Annotated in this window: 14 protein-coding genes; 8 read left to right on the top strand and 6 right to left on the bottom strand. The window is 61.0% G+C overall.

The window, feature by feature from the left end:
• Positions 1-10: 10 nt before the first annotated feature.
• The 4 genes from frr to rpsB all read right to left on the bottom strand — a co-directional run bounded on the left by frr (position 11) and on the right by rpsB (position 3,325).
• The gene (gene frr / locus QMX97_RS16910) at positions 11-568 is read right to left on the bottom strand and encodes a ribosome recycling factor (RefSeq protein ID WP_016974404.1); all 558 of its coding nucleotides are present in this window, start codon (positions 566-568) and stop codon (positions 11-13) included.
• A complete protein-coding gene (gene pyrH, locus QMX97_RS16905; RefSeq protein ID WP_003189161.1) occupies positions 565-1,308 on the bottom strand; it encodes a UMP kinase in 744 nt (247 codons plus the stop codon). The genes frr and pyrH overlap by 4 nt, the downstream gene beginning before the upstream one ends.
• 212 nt (positions 1,309-1,520) lie before the next feature.
• A complete protein-coding gene (gene tsf / locus QMX97_RS16900) occupies positions 1,521-2,384 on the bottom strand; it encodes a translation elongation factor Ts (RefSeq protein WP_025855127.1) in 864 nt (287 codons plus the stop codon).
• A 203-nt stretch (positions 2,385-2,587) separates the two neighbouring features.
• Complete coding sequence (gene rpsB / locus QMX97_RS16895; RefSeq protein ID WP_003189158.1) at positions 2,588-3,325, bottom strand: 30S ribosomal protein S2; 738 nt, start codon at positions 3,323-3,325, stop codon at positions 2,588-2,590.
• Between the two features lie 387 nt (positions 3,326-3,712).
• On the opposite strand from rpsB, the gene map reads away from it, so the two are divergent.
• The 3 genes from map to dapC all read left to right on the top strand — a co-directional run bounded on the left by map (position 3,713) and on the right by dapC (position 8,607).
• Positions 3,713-4,495, top strand: coding sequence for a type I methionyl aminopeptidase (gene map / locus QMX97_RS16890; protein ID WP_065903086.1), 783 nt, complete (start codon positions 3,713-3,715; stop codon positions 4,493-4,495).
• A gap of 66 nt (positions 4,496-4,561) precedes the next feature.
• Entirely contained in the window at positions 4,562-7,264 is a 2,703-nt protein-coding gene (locus QMX97_RS16885; RefSeq protein WP_106804959.1) for a [protein-PII] uridylyltransferase, read from the top strand.
• 143 nt (positions 7,265-7,407) lie between these two features.
• Complete coding sequence (gene dapC, locus QMX97_RS16880) at positions 7,408-8,607, top strand: succinyldiaminopimelate transaminase (protein WP_106804960.1); 1,200 nt, start codon at positions 7,408-7,410, stop codon at positions 8,605-8,607.
• Between the two features lie 12 nt (positions 8,608-8,619).
• Here dapC and QMX97_RS16875 read toward each other — a convergent pair whose 3' ends face one another.
• Positions 8,620-10,263: a Na+/H+ antiporter gene (locus tag QMX97_RS16875; RefSeq protein ID WP_213552389.1), complete on the bottom strand. Its 1,644-nt coding sequence runs from the start codon at positions 10,261-10,263 to the stop codon at positions 8,620-8,622.
• 213 nt (positions 10,264-10,476) lie between these two features.
• On the opposite strand from QMX97_RS16875, the gene QMX97_RS16870 reads away from it, so the two are divergent.
• The 4 genes from QMX97_RS16870 to QMX97_RS16855 all read left to right on the top strand — a co-directional run bounded on the left by QMX97_RS16870 (position 10,477) and on the right by QMX97_RS16855 (position 13,591).
• Entirely contained in the window at positions 10,477-10,839 is a 363-nt protein-coding gene (locus tag QMX97_RS16870) for an ArsC family reductase (protein WP_003189147.1), read from the top strand.
• A gap of 32 nt (positions 10,840-10,871) precedes the next feature.
• Positions 10,872-11,906: a 2,3,4,5-tetrahydropyridine-2,6-dicarboxylate N-succinyltransferase gene (gene dapD / locus QMX97_RS16865; protein ID WP_106804963.1), complete on the top strand. Its 1,035-nt coding sequence runs from the start codon at positions 10,872-10,874 to the stop codon at positions 11,904-11,906.
• 69 nt (positions 11,907-11,975) lie between these two features.
• Positions 11,976-13,181, top strand: coding sequence for a cysteine desulfurase (locus tag QMX97_RS16860; protein WP_282397293.1), 1,206 nt, complete (start codon positions 11,976-11,978; stop codon positions 13,179-13,181).
• Positions 13,178-13,591, top strand: a complete 414-nt coding sequence (locus QMX97_RS16855) for a SufE family protein (protein ID WP_282397292.1) — start codon at positions 13,178-13,180, stop codon at positions 13,589-13,591. Before QMX97_RS16860 ends, QMX97_RS16855 begins: the two co-directional genes overlap by 4 nt.
• Positions 13,592-13,838: 247 nt before the next feature.
• On the opposite strand, the gene tcdA is transcribed toward QMX97_RS16855, so the two are convergent.
• Positions 13,839-14,654 (bottom strand): tRNA cyclic N6-threonylcarbamoyladenosine(37) synthase TcdA, encoded by an 816-nt coding sequence (gene tcdA, locus QMX97_RS16850; RefSeq protein WP_083221362.1) that lies wholly within the window; start codon positions 14,652-14,654, stop codon positions 13,839-13,841.
• A gap of 211 nt (positions 14,655-14,865) precedes the next feature.
• Between tcdA and QMX97_RS16845 the strand changes: the two genes are divergently transcribed.
• Positions 14,866-17,457 carry a glycosyltransferase gene (locus tag QMX97_RS16845; RefSeq protein ID WP_065903110.1) on the top strand — a complete coding sequence of 864 codons (2,592 nt, stop codon included), beginning with the start codon at positions 14,866-14,868 and terminating at the stop codon, positions 17,455-17,457.
• Positions 17,458-17,611 lie beyond the last annotated feature (154 nt).

Below are 17,611 nucleotides of genomic sequence, written 5' to 3'. Positions count from 1 at the left end.
TCCTGACCCCTTATACGGCCATCAGGTCCTTTTCTTTCTCTTCCGTGGCCTTGGTGATCTGGGCCTCGGCGTCCTTGGTCAGCTTGTCGATATCGGCGACGGCGCGACGCTCTTCGTCTTCGCTGATTTCCTTGTCCTTGACCAGCTTCTTCAGGTCACCCAGGGCATCACGACGGATGTTGCGCACGGCAACACGAGCATCTTCCGCGGCGCTGCGCGCCTGCTTGGTGAAGCCCTTGCGGGTTTCTTCGGTCAGGGCAGGCATGGAGATCAGCAGCAACTCGCCCAGGTTGGTCGGGTTGAGGTTCAGCCCAGCGCTCTGGATTGCCTTGTCGACGGCAGCGAGCATGTTGCGCTCGAACGCCACGACCTGCAGGGTGCGCGAGTCTTTCACAGTGACGTTGGCCACGCCGCTCAGCGGGGTGTCAGCGCCGTAGTAAGGCACCATCACGCTACCCAGGATGCTTGGGTGAGCCTTGCCGGTACGAATCTGGCCAAAAGCATGGCTCAGAGACTCCAGGGATTTCTGCATACGCGCTTGGGCGTCTTTCTTGATTTCGTTGATCATTGTTGGCCTTCCTCGATCAGAGTCCCTTCCGCGCCGCCGTGTACGATGTTCAGCAGGGCGCCGGGCTTGTTCATGTTAAATACGCGCAGCGGCATCTTGTGGTCGCGGCACAGGCAAATAGCCGTCAGGTCCATCACACCCAGCTTGCGATCCAGCACTTCATCGTAGGTCAGATGATCGAACTTCTCGGCATGCGGGTCTTTGAATGGGTCTGCGGTGTAGACGCCGTCCACCTTGGTGGCCTTGAGCACTACGTCGGCATCGATCTCGATGGCGCGCAGGCAGGCAGCCGAGTCCGTGGTGAAGAACGGGTTGCCAGTACCCGCAGCGAAGATCACCACTTCTTTGGAGTTCAGGTGGCGCATGGCTTTGCGGCGATCATAGTGATCGGTCACGCCAACCATGGAAATAGCCGACATCACGATAGCCGAGATATTGGCACGCTCCAGGGCGTCACGCATCGCCAGGGCGTTCATCACAGTGGCCAGCATGCCCATGTGGTCGCCGGTTACCCGATCCATGCCGGCCGCACTCAGTGCCGCGCCGCGGAACAGGTTGCCGCCGCCAATCACCAGGCCGACCTGCACGCCGATACCGACCAGTTGGCCGACTTCAAGCGCCATGCGATCGAGCACCTTCGGATCGATCCCGAACTCTTCCGAGCCCATCAGGGCCTCGCCGCTAAGCTTGAGTAGAATGCGTTTATAGCGAGCCTGATAACCACTGCCCTGCTGAGCCATTGCGAATCTCTCCTGCGGCGTATTTTTTAAAAAATTCTTGGCGAGCCGTTTACGGCTTGCGTTCACTCTAGCTGGACGCTGTCACAGCGCCATCGGAACACGGCTTTGTAAGCCAGTTCCGAGGGTAAGCCAAATAAAATCGGCCTGCCCATTTGAAAAGAGGCTGCGCGCGTGAGCGGGCAGCCTCTTTTGGGCGACAGTTGAAAACTGTCTTATTGCTTGGCGGCAGCCAGCTGGGCAGCAACTTCTTCAGCGAAGTTGTCGACCGGCTTCTCGATGCCTTCGCCTACTTTGAAGTAAGTGAAGGAAACGATTTCAGCACCGGCTTTCTTGGCCAGTTCGCCGACCTTGATTTCAGGGTTCTTGACGAACGCCTGCTCAACCAGGCTTGCTTCAGCCAGGAACTTGCTGATACGGCCCTTGACCATGTTCTCAACAATGTTTTCTGGCTTGCCTTTGATTTTTTCTTCGTTCAGCTGCAGGAACACAGCTTTTTCACGCTCGATCGCTTCGGCAGAAACTTCCGAAGGCAGCAGGAACTCAGGGTTGCTGGCAGCAACGTGCATAGCGATGTCTTTGGCCAGCTCAACGTCGCCGCCTTTCAGAACAACCGCTACACCGATTTTGTTGCCGTGCAGGTAACCACCGACAACATCACCTTCAACGCGAGCCAGGCGACGGATGTTGACGTTTTCGCCAACCTTGCCGACCAGTACCAGGCGAGCAGCTTCTTGAGCTTCGATCAGAGGCTCAACGGTCGTCAGCTTGTCAGCGAATGCTTTTTCAACGCTGGCAGCAACGAATGCCTTGAAGTCATCCTGCAGAGCCAGGAAGTCGGTCTGCGAGTTCACTTCCAGCAGGACTGCGGATTTACCGTCTTCCTTCAGGGCGATGGCGCCTTCAGCAGCAACGTTACCGGCTTTCTTGGCGGCCTTGATGGCGCCCGAAGCACGCATGTCGTCGATGGCTTTTTCGATGTCGCCGCCGGCCTTGGTCAAGGCCTTTTTGCAATCCATCATGCCTTCGCCGGTACGCTCACGCAGTTCTTTAACCAACGCTGCAGTAATCTCTGCCATTTCAAAATCCTCTTGGATAGGTTTTCAACCATTCCACCCGATCAAACGGGCGATCAATTCTTCCCGAATCTCCGTTGTAGGCCGCTGCACGTTACAGTCGCTAGGTTGCGCTGCCACAAGTGGGCGCCCACAAATGGTTTTCGAGGTGGCAAAAAGGGGGCCAAGCCCCCTTTTTGCTTACTGAGTCAACGCCAGGGCGTCAATTACTCAGCGGCTGCTACCGGAGCTTCTTCAACGAACTGCTCGGTACCGCCAGCAACGTGGTTGCGACCACGGATTACAGCATCAGCCATCGAACCCATGTACAGCTGGATAGCGCGGATTGCGTCATCGTTGCCTGGGATGATGTAGTCAACGCCTTCCGGGCTGCTGTTGGTATCGACTACGCCGATAACCGGGATGCCCAGCTTGTTGGCTTCGGTGATCGCGATGCGCTCGTGATCAACGTCGATAACGAACAGTGCGTCAGGCAGACCGCCCATGTCCTTGATACCACCCAGGGAACGATCGAGCTTTTCCAGGTCACGGGAGCGCATCAGCGCTTCTTTCTTGGTCAGCTTGGCGAAAGTACCGTCTTCGGCTTGCACTTCAAGGTCACGCAGACGCTTGATGGAAGCACGGATGGTTTTGAAGTTGGTCAGCATGCCGCCCAACCAGCGGTGATCGACGTACGGCGAACCGCAACGTGCTGCTTCTTCAGCAACGATCTTGCCAGCGGAACGCTTGGTGCCGACGAACAGAATCTTGTTTTTGCCCTGGGCCAGGCGCTCTACGAAAGTCAGAGCTTCGTTGAACATTGGCAGGGTTTTTTCAAGGTTGATAATGTGGATCTTGTTACGCGCGCCGAAAATGTACTTACCCATTTTCGGGTTCCAGTAACGGGTCTGGTGACCGAAGTGCACACCGGCCTTCAGCATATCGCGCATGTTGACTTGGGACATGATAGTTCCTTAATAAGTCGGGTTTGGCCTCCACGTATCCCAATGACCAACCAGCGGCAGCAAGGCCTCCGGCACCCAGGTCATCGTGTCGACACGTGTGTGGATTTAAGCTTTGCGGGGTATCCCCGGAAAGCGGCGCATTTTATACCACACGAAGGGCGAAAACGAAACCCGCAATCACATTTGCCGTGCGCGGCATTGGCGTAACCCTTTGAATAGAGCGAATTTAGCCCCATCTGATAGAGAGAAGCGATCATCAGAGGGTCATGATTTGACGCCATCGTCTGTTAGAATCGCGTTTTTTGGGGCTTGTGCGAGTTCTGCAACCTTTTGTCGCACACCCGTAAACCGTATTGATTTCAGCGCGTCGCGCTAGAGAGAGCCTGTATGACCGTTAGTTTGAAATCCGCCGAAGACATCGCCGGCATGCGCATCGCCGGCAAACTGGCTGCCGACGTGCTGGAAATGATTGCCGAGCACGTCAAGCCAGGCGTCACCACCGAAACGCTCAACCAGATCTGCCACGACTATATAGTCGACGTGCAAAAGGCCATCCCTGCGCCGCTGAACTACAAGGGCTTCCCCAAATCGATCTGCACCTCGGTCAACCACGTGGTCTGCCACGGGATCCCGGGTGACAAGCCATTGAAGGAAGGCGACACCCTGAACATCGACGTCACCGTGATCAAGGATGGCTACTTCGGCGACACCAGCCGCATGTTCCACGTCGGCACCGTGCCGGTCTGGGCCGAGCGCCTGTCCCAGGTCACCCAGGAATGCATGTACAAGGCCATCGAAATCGTCAAGCCTGGCTGCCGCCTGGGCGACATCGGTGAAGTGATCCAGAAGCATGCTGAAAAGAACGGCTTCTCGGTGGTGCGCGAATTCTGCGGGCACGGCATCGGCACAGTGTTCCACGAGGAGCCGCAGATCCTGCACTACGGCCGTGCCGGCACCGGCATGGAACTCAAGGCCGGCATGACCTTCACCATCGAGCCGATGATCAACCAGGGCAAGGCCGACACCAAGGTACTGGGCGACGGCTGGACCGCCATCACCAAGGACCGCAAGCTCTCGGCCCAGTGGGAACACACCCTGCTGGTCACCGAGACCGGCTACGAGATCTTCACCCTGCGCGCCGACGACACGATCCCTCGCGTCTCGGCGTAAGGCAGCAGCCTTGGTTTTCCCCCATTGTGTTGTGACTGACTGTTAGATAGAAAGGAAAGCCGATCGATGCCCCAGGTGGATCCCGAACTCTTCGACCGTGGCCAGTTCCAGGCCGAACTGGCCCTGAAGGCGAGCCCTATCGCCGCTTTCAAGAAAGCTATCCGCCAGGCCCGCGAGGTGCTCGACGAGCGCTTTCGCAGCGGCCGGGACATCCGTCGGCTGATCGAGGACCGCGCCTGGTTCGTCGATAACATCCTGCAGAAGGCCTGGGAACAGTTCAGTTGGAGCGAAGACGCCGACATCGCCCTGGTGGCGGTCGGCGGCTACGGTCGCGGCGAGTTGCACCCCTACTCCGACATCGACCTGCTGATCCTGCTGGACAGCGCCGATCATGAGATCTTTCGCGATTCCATCGAGCGTTTTCTGACGCTGCTGTGGGACATCGGCCTGGAAGTCGGCCAGAGCGTGCGCTCGGTGGACGAATGCGCCGAAGAGGCCCGCGCCGACCTGACGGTGATCACCAACCTGATGGAAAGCCGCACCATCGCCGGCCCCGAGCGCCTGCGCCAGCGCATGCTCGAAGTCACCAGTACCGCACACATGTGGCCGAGCAAGGACTTCTTCCTGGCCAAGCGTGCCGAGCAGAAGGCCCGCCATCACAAGTACAACGACACCGAATACAACCTGGAACCCAACGTCAAAGGCTCGCCGGGCGGGTTGCGGGATATCCAGACGATTTTGTGGGTTGCCCGTCGCCAGTACGGCACCCTGAACCTGCGCGCCCTCGCGGGCGAAGGGTTCCTGGTCGAGAGCGAAAACGCCCTGTTGGCTTCGTCCCAGGAGTTTCTCTGGAAAGTGCGCTACGCCTTGCACATGCTCGCCGGGCGCGCCGAAGACCGCCTGCTGTTCGACCACCAGCGCTCCATCGCGACCCTGTTGGGGTTCGAAGGCGAGGACGCCAAGACCAGCATCGAAAGCTTCATGCAGCAGTATTACCGGGTGGTCATGAGCATTGCCCAACTCAGCGACCTGATCATCCAGCACTTCGAAGAAGTGATCCTGGCCCCTGAAGACGAAGCGCCGCCGCAGCCGATCAACTCGCGCTTCCAACTGCATGACGGCTATATCGAGGCGCGCAACGACAACGTGTTCCGCCGCACCCCGTTCGCCATGCTGGAAATCTTCGTGCTGATGGCCCAACAGCCGGAAATCAAAGGTGTGCGCGCCGACACCATTCGCCTGCTGCGAGAAAACCGTCACCTGATCGACGACGATTTTCGCCACGACATTCGCAACACCAGCCTGTTCATCGAGCTGTTCAAGTGCAAGATCGGCATCCACCGCAACCTGCGTCGGATGAACCGCTACGGCATTCTCGGGCGCTATCTGCCGGAATTCGGCTTTATCGTCGGGCAGATGCAGCACGACCTGTTCCACATCTATACGGTGGACGCCCACACCCTCAACCTGATCAAGCACCTGCGTAAGTTGCAGTACACTCAGGTGTCAGAGAAATTCCCGCTGGCCAGTAAGCTAATGGCCAAGCTGCCCAAGCCGGAGCTGATCTACCTGGCCGGCCTGTACCACGACATCGGCAAAGGCCGGCATGGCGACCACTCGGAAATCGGTGCAGTGGATGCCGAGGCCTTCTGCCAGCGCCACCAGTTGCCGCTGTGGGACAGCCGCCTGATCGTCTGGCTGGTGCAGAACCACCTGGTGATGTCGACCACCGCCCAGCGCAAGGACTTGTCCGACCCGCAGGTGATCCATGATTTCGCGCAGATCGTCGGTGATGAAACCCGCCTCGATTACCTGTATGTGCTGACCGTCTCCGACATCAACGCCACCAACCCGACGCTGTGGAACTCCTGGCGCGCCAGCCTGTTGCGCCAGCTGTACACCGAGACCAAGCGTGCCCTGCGTCGCGGCCTGGAAAACCCGGTGGACCGCGAGGAGCAGATCCGCCGCACGCAAAGCGCAGCCCTGGATATCCTGGTGCGCGGCGGCAATGACCCGGACGACGTCGAACAGCTATGGTCGCAGCTGGGAGACGATTATTTCCTGCGCCACACCGCCGGCGATGTTGCCTGGCACACTGACGCGATCCTGCAGCAGCCTGCCGATGGCGGCCCGCTGGTGCTGATCAAGGAAACCACCCAGCGCGAATTCGAAGGCGGCACGCAGATTTTCATCTACGCGCCCGACCAGCACGATTTCTTCGCCGTGACCGTGGCGGCGATGGACCAGCTCAACCTGAACATCCATGACGCCCGGGTCATCACCTCCAGCAGCCAGTTCACCCTCGACACCTATATCGTGCTCGACACCGACGGCGACTCGATTGGCGACAATCCGGTGCGCGTGAAAAAGATCCGCGAAGGCCTGACCGAAGCGCTGCGCAACCCGGATGACTACCCGACCATCATCCAGCGTCGCGTACCGCGCCAGCTCAAGCACTTTGCGTTCGCGCCCCAGGTCACCATTTCCAACGACGCCCAGCGCCCGGTGACGGTGCTGGAACTCAGCGCCCCGGACCGGCCAGGCCTGCTGGCGCGTATCGGCGGGATTTTCCTGGAGTTCGACCTGTCATTGCAGAACGCCAAGATTGCGACCCTCGGCGAGCGCGTGGAAGACGTGTTCTTTATTACCGATGCGGATAACCAGCCGCTGTCCGACCCTGAACTGTGCCGCCGCTTGCAGGAGGCCATCGTCCAGCAGTTGAGCGTGACCCAGGAGCCTGGCGTCGAGCTGTCGCGCCTGACCATTTGATTATTTAACGCTGTAAACACGATCCCTGTGGGAGCTGGCTTGCCTGCGATACGGGCCGCTCGGTGTATCAGCTACACCGACGCGATGCCATCGCAGGCACGCCAGCTCCCACAGGGTCCGTGCCCACCGTGATTGAGGCCCTTATGAACAACGCCCTGAACCAGCTGCAGCCCTACCCGTTCGAGAAATTGCGCGCCCTGCTCGGCAGTGTCACGCCGAACCCGGACAAACGCCCGATCGCGCTGTCCATCGGCGAACCCAAGCACACGTCGCCGGCATTCGTCGCCGAAGCGCTGAGCAACAACCTCGACCAAATGGCGGTCTACCCCACCACCCTGGGCATCCCGGCCCTGCGCGAGGCCATCGGCGCCTGGTGCGAACGCCGCTTCAATGTGCCCAAGGGCTGGCTCGATCCGGCGCGTAACATCCTGCCGGTCAATGGCACCCGTGAGGCCTTGTTCGCTTTCACCCAGACCGTGGTCAACCGCGGCGACGACGCGCTGGTCGTCAGCCCGAACCCGTTCTACCAGATCTACGAAGGCGCCGCGTTCCTGGCCGGGGCCAAGCCGCACTACCTGCCGTGCCTGGACGAAAATGGCTTCAACCCGGATTTCGATGCGGTCTCGCCCGATATCTGGAAACGCTGCCAGATCCTCTTCCTGTGCTCCCCAGGCAACCCGACCGGCGCCCTGATCCCGGTCGACACACTGAAAAAACTGATCGCCCTGGCCGACGAATACGACTTCGTGATCGCCGCCGACGAGTGCTACAGCGAGCTGTACTTCGACGAACAGACCCCGCCGCCAGGCCTGCTCAGCGCCTGCGTGGCGCTGGGTCGCAAGGACTTCAAGCGTTGCGTGGTGTTCCACAGCCTCTCCAAGCGCTCCAACCTGCCAGGCCTGCGCTCGGGCTTCGTGGCCGGCGATGCCGAAATCCTCAAGGGTTTCCTGCTGTACCGCACTTACCACGGCTGCGCGATGCCCGTGCAAACCCAACTGGCGAGCATCGCCGCCTGGCAGGACGAAGCCCACGTGCAGGCCAACCGCGACCTGTATCGCGAGAAGTTCGACGCCGTGCTGGCAATCCTCAAGCCGGTGCTGGACGTACAGGCCCCGGACGGCGGGTTCTACCTGTGGCCGAATGTGAATGGCGACGATGCCGCCTTCTGCCGCGACCTGTTCGTGGAAGAACACGTGACCGTGGTGCCGGGTTCGTACCTGTCGCGGGAAGTCGACGGTTTCAACCCCGGCGCCGGGCGTGTGCGCCTGGCACTGGTTGCGCCATTGGCAGAGTGTGTGGAGGCCGCTGAGCGGATTCGCGACTTTATCCAGCGTCGCCGCTAAGCGCCCCGCAGGTCACTTCACCTGACCCAGGTTCGCCTCGCTCATATCCAGATCCGCCAACACTTCGCGCAATACGTCATCACCAATCTGGTGATGACGGCTCAGGCTGTACAGCTCCAACCGCTGCGCACGCAGGGCCTTGAGGCGCAGTTTGCGTTCAAGCTGATCCATCTGCTGCGCCAGCGCCTGGGCTTCTGCCGAGTCGTTGAACACCTCCAGTTGATGACGATATTCCGACATCAGCCGCGCCTTCAGCTCGGTCGCCAGTGCGGCCTGGGCGGCGTCCGGGGTGCCGCTTTCGGCGGGTTCCTCTGTCTCCAGGGCATGAATTGCGGCCACCGCAGTCTTTTTCCAGGCCTCGCGTACCTCGTTGTGGCGCTTTTCATCCGGGCTTTTTTCGATGCCGCGCAGCAGCAGCGGCAAGGCGATACAGGCGGCAATCAGCGACAGCAGGATCACGCCGGCCGCGATGAAGATCAGCAGGTCGCGCTCGGGAAAATTCTGGCCCGGCGCCAGCAACAATGGCACCGACATGACGCCGGCCAGGGTCACCGCACCGCGCACACCGCCGACGGTCAACAGCCAGCAGGAGCGTGCAGTGGGCACCAGGGTCAACTCACTTTTCCCACGCAGGCGGCGGAGCAAGCCCGACAGGCGCCAGATGCTTTGCACCCAGATAAAGCGCAACACCACCAGCACCAGGAAAATCGCGATCACGTCGAGGCAGCGATACAACAAGGTCGGCCACAGCGTCGGCTCATGGCTGACCACAGCCTTGATGATGTCCGGTAATTGCAGGCCCAACAGCAGGAAGATCAGGCCATTGAAGGCAAACTCCAGCAGCGACCAGACGCTGCGGTTGAGCAGGCGCGTGCTGGTCTGGCGCGGCAGCAGGTCGAGCCAGCTTTGCATCATGCCCGCGGCGACCGCCGACAGGATGCCCGAGGCGCCGAGGCGCTCAGCCAGCACATAGGCGGCAAACGGCAGCAGCAACATGAACACCACGTGGGTCGCCGGGTCGTCCCAGCCCCGCGCGATCATCCAGGCGCGCAGGCGCCCGACCAGCCAGCTCAGCGCCACCCCGACTGCCAGGCCACCCACCGCGACCAACACAAAGGTCAGGCTGGCATCGGCCAACGAGAACACGCCGGTCAACGCCGCTGCCAAGGCAAACTTGAAGGTCACCAGGCCCGAGGCATCATTCATCAACGCCTCGCCCTGGAGCATATGCATCAGGGGGGTCGGCAAACGGTTCTGGGCAATCGCCGACACCGCCACGGCATCCGTCGGCGACAGCACGGCGGCCAGGGCGAAGGCCACCGGTAACGGGATCGTCGGCAATAGCCAATGGATGAAGTAGCCGGCACCGACCACAGTGAACAGCACCAGCCCCACGGCCAGCGTCAGGATCGGCCCGCGCAGGCGCCACAATTCGCGCTTGGGCATGCGCCAGCCATCGGAGAACAGCAGCGGCGGCAGGAACAGAAACAGGAACAGCTCCGGGTCCAGCGCCACATGCAACCCCAGCGTAGGCCATGCCAGCAAGGCGCCGGCGGCAATCTGTACGAGGGGCAACGGCAAGGGAATGATGCGCCCGACCAGGCGCGAAACGCTGACCAGCATCAGCAGGATAAGAACGGTGTAGGCGGTTTGCATAACGCGGGTTTCCCGGACAATCGACTTGCAACGACACCTATCAGGCAACATCTGGCCGTTGAAGTGCCATATTACCGGGCTATGTTACTCGCCTATGCTGCGCGCTGGCCTTTGCACAAAAGTCGCACGGTGCTGACGAGAGGCACCCAAACCCGCTGGCCGTGGCATAATCCGTGACCTTTCAGTTTCATTTGTCCAAAGGGGGGCAATTCCTTGACCGCTTCAAGCAAAACGTTGCACCTTTTCGGCATCAAAGCCTGCGACACCATGAAAAAGGCGCGCACGTGGCTCGATGAGCACGGCGTCAGTTATGAGTTCCACGACTACAAAACGGCCGGTATCGACCGCGAACACTTGACCCAATGGTGCAACGAGCACGGTTGGCAGGTGGTTTTGAACCGTGCGGGCACCACCTTTCGCAAACTCGAAGACGAACGCAAAGCCGATCTCGATCAGTCGAAAGCTATTGAACTGATGCTCGCACAACCCTCGATGATCAAGCGCCCGGTGCTTGATCTCGGTGACAGAACCCTGATTGGCTTCAAGCCAGATAGTTATTCGGCGGCCCTCAAGTAGGCCAGCCCTTCCATTTTTGTAGAGGTAACAGCATGTCCAATTCCCTGTTCAGCCTGGGCTTCGGCGTCGGCACTCAGAACCGCCAAGGTGCTTGGCTGGAAGTATTTTACGCACAACCCTTGCTCAACCCATCGGCTGAAATCGTTGCCGCCATCGCGCCAATCCTTGGCTACAGCGAAGGCAACCAGGCGATCACCTTCACCGTGACCCAAGCCCTGCAACTGGCTGACGCGCTGAAAAGCGTCGACGCTGCCCAGGCCGCGCTGCTGAGCCGCCTGGCTGAAAGCCACAACCCGCTGGTTGCCACCCTGCTGGCCGAAGACGCCGCACTGACCTCCACGCCTGAGGCCTATCTCAAGCTGCACCTGCTCTCGCATCGCCTGGTCAAGCCACATGGCCTGAGCCTGGCCGGTGTGTTCCCGCAGCTGCCAAACGTAGCGTGGACCAGCCAGGGCGCCATCGACATCAACGAACTGGCCGAACGCCAACTGGAAGCGCGCCTGCGTGGCGAGCTGCTGGAAGTGTTCTCGGTGGACAAGTTCCCGAAAATGACCGACTACGTGGTACCGGCCGGCGTGCGTATCGCTGACGCCGCGCGTATCCGCCTGGGCGCCTATGTGGGCGAAGGCACCACGGTGATGCACGAAGGTTTCGTCAACTTCAACGCCGGCACCGAAGGCCCGGGCATGATCGAAGGCCGTGTTTCGGCGGGCGTGTTCGTCGGCAAGGGCTCGGACCTGGGCGGCGGTTGCTCCACCATGGGCACCCTGTCGGGCGGCGGCAACATTGTGATCAAGGTCGGCGAAGGCTGCCTGATCGGCGCCAACGCCGGTATCGGCATCCCGTTGGGTGACCGCAACACCGTGGAATCGGGCCTGTACGTCACCGCCGGGACCAAGGTCGCGCTGCTTGATGAGCAGAACCAACTGGTCAAGGTGGTCAAGGCTCGCGAGCTGGCCGGCCAGCCGGACCTGCTGTTCCGCCGCAACTCCGAGACCGGTGCCGTGGAGTGCAAAACCCACAAATCGGCCATCGAACTGAACGAAGCGCTGCACGCTCACAACTAAGCAGCCACTCGATGCCACTAGCGGGCCGCGCCTTCGGGTTGCGGCTCGCTTATACGAGTCTTGATCACCATGCTTGTGCCCTCCCCCTGGCGCGCCGATTTTCCGGCCATCGCCACCCTGCAACGGCAAGACCAGACCTACCTGGACAACGCCGCCACCACACAAAAACCCCAAGCGCTGTTGGATGCCATCAGCCATTACTACGCCAATGGCGCAGCCAATGTGCACCGTGCCCAACATTTGCCGGGTGCCCATGCGACCCAGGCCTTCGAGGACAGTCGCAGCAAGGTTGCGCAGTGGTTGAACGCAGGTGACAGCGGGCAAATCGTGTTTACCCATGGCGCTACCTCAGCGCTGAACCTCTTGGCGTATGGCCTCGAGCACTTATTCAATGCGGGCGATGAGCTGGTCATCAGCGCCCTGGAACATCACGCCAACCTGCTGCCCTGGCAGCAACTGGCCAAACGTCGCGCGCTTACGCTGGTGGTGTTGCCGCTGGACGCTGACGGCGTGATCGACCTGCATGCCGCTGCCGAGTTGATCGGCCCACGTACACGCCTGCTGGCGGTGAGCCAGCTGTCCAACGTGCTCGGTACCTGGCAGCCGCTGGAGCCCTTGCTGGCACTGGCCAAGGCCCATGGCGCGCTGACGGTGGTCGATGGCGCGCAAGGCATCGTCCACGGTCGCCACGATGTGCAGGCCCTGGGCTGCGACTTTTATGTATTTTCCAGCCACAAACTGTACGGCCCGGACGGCGTCGGTGTGCTGTTTGGCCGCAATGAAGCCCTGCATCACCTGCGCCACTGGCAGTTCGGCGGCGAGATGGTGCAGCAGGCCGATTATCACAGCGCCAGCTTTCGCCCCGCGCCGCTGGGCTTCGAGGCCGGAACGCCGCCGATTGCCAGTGTGATTGGCCTGGGTGCCAGCCTGGATTACCTGAGCTCACTGGACGAACAGGCAGTGACCGCCCATGAAGCGGCACTGCATGACTACCTGCTGTGCGGGCTGCAGGCACGCAATGGCGTGCGTGTGCTGGGTGCGCCGCAGGTGGCGCTGGTGAGTTTCGTGGTCGAGGGCGTGCACAACGCCGACCTTGCGCACCTGCTGACCGAGCAAGGCATTGCCGTTCGCGCCGGCCATCATTGCGCGATGCCGCTGCTCAAGGCGCTGCATTTGTCCGGGGCCATTCGTGTGTCCCTGGCGCTGTACAACGACTCCGATGACCTGGAACGCTTCTTTGAAGCGCTCGACCAGGCGCTGGACATGCTGCGATGAGCCTGCCGTTGGATGCGGTAGCCGCGCTGGAAGCCTTCCAGGCGGTCGGCAGTTGGGAGCAGCGCGCGCGGATGCTGATGCAATGGGGCGAGCGCCTGCCGCCATTGGCGGATGAGGATAAGGTCGACGCCAACCTGGTGCAGGGCTGTGAAAGCCTGGTGTGGTTGGTGGGACGTTTAGAGGACGGCCACTGGCAGTTTGCTGCCAGCAGCGATGCGCGGATGATTCGTGGGTTGGTGGCGTTGCTGCTGGCACGGGTCAATGGCTTGTCGGCCGCCGAGTTACAGGCCGTCGACTTGCCTGATTGGTTTGCACAGCTGGGCCTGTCACGGCAGCTGTCGCCGTCGCGCAGCAATGGCTTGAATGCTGTCTTGCAGCGCATGCGCGAATTAAGCAGTAGACAAAACTAAACGTGGGCTGGCTTGCCTGCGAAAGCAGTGTGTCAGGCACCTGATGCATCAACTGACACACTGCCTTCGCGGGCAAGCCAGCTACCACAGGAATTGAGGTGTGGCTCAGGCAACCGGGCAGATGGAGATCAAAGGTGGGAGCTGGCTTGCCGGCGATGCAGGCACCTCGGTCTATCAGTCAGACCGCGGTGAGGCTACCGCAGGCAAGCCAGCTCCGACCTTTTAAGCGCGTACTGAGCAGTGAGGCTTACTCAGGCTTGACCCGCTCCGACGGCCTGCGCACGCCGGCCACGATCTTGTCTACGGCCTTGGTCGCCGCCACCATGCCAAACGTGGCCGTGACCATCATCACCGCGCCAAACCCACCCGCGCAGTCCAGTTTCACCCCATCCCCGACAAAACTCTTCTGCAAACAGATGCTGCCGTCCGGCTTGGGATAGCGCAGCTGCTCGGTGGAAAACACGCACGGCACGCTGTAATGGCGGGTCACGGTGCGGGAAAAGCCGTAATCGCGGCGCAAGGTGGAACGCACTTTCGAGGCCAGCGGGTCGTTGAAGGTACGGTTCAGGTCACAGACCTGGATCAACGTCGGGTCGATCTGTCCGCCCGCGCCGCCGGTGGTGATGATCTGGATCTTGCGGCGCTTGCACCAGGCGATCAGCGCGGCCTTGGCGTTGACGGCGTCGATGCAGTCGATCACGCAATCGATGGTCGGCGTGATGTATTCGGCCATGGTGTCGCGGGTCACGAAGTCGGCCACCGCGTGCACCGTGCAATCCGGGTTGATGCCGCGCAGGCGCTCGGCCATCACTTCGACCTTGGGCTTGCCCACGGTGATGTCCAGGGCGTGCAACTGGCGGTTGCTGTTGCTGACGCAGACATCGTCCAGGTCAAACAGCGAAATCTCGCCCACCCCGCAGCGGGCCATGGCTTCAGCCGCCCAGGAGCCCACGCCGCCAACGCCGACGATTGCCACATGGGCCGCTTTCAAGCGTTCCAGGCCTTCAATGCCATACAAGCGGGCGACGCCTGCAAACCGCGGATCTTCTGTACTCATGACCATTACCCCAAAAACCGGCGCGCATTATGGTCTACGCAGCGGCAAGTTTTAAGCTACAAGTTACAAGTAAAGAACTTAGGTGGTCTTTCGCTGACTAACGTCCGGCTTTTCTCTGTCTGCTATACGCTCAGGGAAGCGCCGGTGTAGGATGCGCGCCGTTCGGCGTAGGCCGACACCTCTTTTCGTTCCACACCCTTTGGAACCCGAAATAGCCATGTCATCGCGTAAATTTGGACTCAACCTGGTGGTGGTGCTGGCAATTGCCGCGCTGTTCACCGGCTTCTGGGCGCTGATCAACCGCCCGGTCACCACCCCTAACTGGCCCGAGCAGATCTCCGGTTTTTCCTACTCGCCGTTCCAGCAAGGCCAGTACCCGCAGAAAGACCAGTACCCGACCGACGACCAGATGCGCCAGGATCTGGCGATCATGAGCAAGCTGACGGACAACATCCGTACCTACTCGGTCGACGGTACGCTGGGGGATATCCCCAAGCTCGCCGAAGAGTTCGGCCTGCGCGTGACGCTGGGGATCTGGATCAGCCCGGACCTGGAGCGCAACGAGCGTGAAATCCAGCGCGCCATCGAGATCGCCAACAGCTCGCGCAGCGTTGTGCGGGTAGTCGTCGGTAACGAAGCGTTGTTCCGTGAAGAAATCACCCCCGAAGCGCTGATCGTGCTGCTGGACCGCGTGCGCGCCGCCGTGAAAGTGCCGGTGACCACCTCCGAGCAATGGCACATCTGGGAACATAACCCGCAACTGGCCAAGCACGTCGACTTGATCGCCGCGCACATCCTGCCGTACTGGGAACATATTCCGGTCGACCAGGCGGGCCAGTTCGTACTCGACCGTGCCAGGGACCTGAAGAAGACCTTCCCGAAAAAGCCGTTGCTGCTGTCGGAGGTTGGCTGGCCGAGCAACGGGCGCATGCGCGGTGGTGCTGACGCCTCGCCGGCGGACCAGGCAATTTACCTGCGCAAGCTGGTCAATACGCTGAACCGCCAGGGCTACAACTACTTCGTGATCGAGGCCTTCGACCAGCCGTGGAAAGCCAGCGACGAAGGTTCGGTGGGCGCCTACTGGGGCGTGTACAACGCCGCACGCCAGCAGAAATTCAACTTCGAAGGCCCGGTGGTCGCCATCCCGCAGTGGCGCGTGCTGGCCATCGGTTCGGTGGTGCTTGCGCTGCTGTCACTGACCCTGCTGATGATCGACGGCTCGGCCTTGCGCCAGCGTGGCCGCACCTTCCTGACCTTTATCGCGTTCCTGTGCGGGTCGGTGCTGGTGTGGATCGGCTACGACTACAGCCAGCAATACAGCACCTGGTTCAGCCTGACGGTCGGATTCCTGTTGGCGCTCGGTGCGCTGGGCGTATTCATCGTGTTGCTGACCGAAGCCCACGAATTGGCCGAAGCGGTCTGGACTCACAAGCGCCGGCGTGAATTCCTGCCGGTTGAAGGGGATTCGGACTACCGCCCGAAAGTGTCGATCCACGTGCCGTGCTACAACGAGCCACCAGAGATGGTCAAACAGACCCTCGACGCCCTGGCCGCGCTCGATTACCCGGACTACGAAGTCCTGATCATCGACAACAACACCAAGGACCCGGCGGTGTGGGAGCCGGTGCGTGACTACTGCGCAACCCTGGGCCCGCGCTTCAAGTTCTTCCACGTCGCGCCCCTGGCCGGTTTCAAGGGCGGCGCGCTGAACTACCTGATCCCGCACACCGCCAAGGATGCCGAAGTGATCGCGGTGATCGACTCGGACTACTGCGTGTCGCCGAACTGGCTCAAGCACATGGTGCCGCACTTCGCCGACCCGAAAATCGCGGTCGTGCAATCGCCGCAAGACTACCGCGACCAGAACGAAAGCACCTTCAAGAAGCTCTGCTACGCCGAATACAAAGGCTTCTTCCATATCGGCATGGTTACCCGCAACGACCGTGACGCGATCATCCAGCACGGCACCATGACCATGACCCGCCGCTCGGTGCTCGAAGAGCTCGGCTGGGCCGACTGGTGCATCTGTGAAGATGCCGAACTCGGTCTGCGCGTGTTCGAGAAAGGCCTGTCGGCGGCGTACTACCACGACAGCTACGGCAAGGGCCTGATGCCGGATACCTTTATCGACTTCAAGAAACAGCGTTTCCGCTGGGCCTACGGTGCGATTCAGATCATCAAGCGGCACACCGCCAGCCTGTTGCGCGGCAAAGACACCGAGCTGACCCGTGGCCAGCGCTATCACTTCCTCGCGGGCTGGTTGCCGTGGGTGGCGGATGGCATGAACATCTTCTTCACCGTCGGCGCGCTGTTGTGGTCGGCGGCGATGATCATCGTGCCAACCCGGGTCGACCCGCCGCTGCTGATTTTCGCGATCCCGCCGTTGGCGCTGTTCGTGTTCAAGGTCGGCAAGATCATCTTCCTCTACCGCCGCGCGGTGGGCGTGAACTTGAAAGATGCGTTCTGCGCGGCCCTCGCCGGGCTGGCGTTGTCCCATACCATCGCCAAAGCGGTGCTGTACGGTTTCTTCACCACCAGCATTCCGTTCTTTCGTACACCGAAAAACGCGGATAACCACGGCTTCTGGGTAGCGATTTCCGAAGCCCGCGAAGAAATGTTCATCATGCTGCTGTTGTGGGGCGCGGCGCTGGGGATCTACCTGGTGCAGGGCCTGCCGAGCAATGACATGCGCTTCTGGGTGGTCATGCTGCTGGTGCAGTCGCTGCCCTATGTAGCGGCGTTGATCATGGCGTTCCTCTCGTCGTTGCCCAAACCGGCACCGACGGTTGAGCCGGCAACGGCGGAGTAAAAACTCGCGCAATGCACTAAACGGCGGCCTCTGGCCGCCGTTTTGCTATAAGATAACGGCCGTTTTGTGAGACTTGGCCTGGCCCAATTCCCTGTGGGAGCTGGCTTGCCGGCGATGCAGACGCCGCGGTCTGCCAGGCACACCGCAGCGATGC

This window comes from Pseudomonas sp. PS01298, from assembly GCF_029959745.1.
Lineage (GTDB): Bacteria > Pseudomonadota > Gammaproteobacteria > Pseudomonadales > Pseudomonadaceae > Aquipseudomonas > Aquipseudomonas aylmerensis.
Note: the sequence above shows the minus strand (reverse complement) of the source record. Positions and strands in the feature narration are given on the sequence as shown.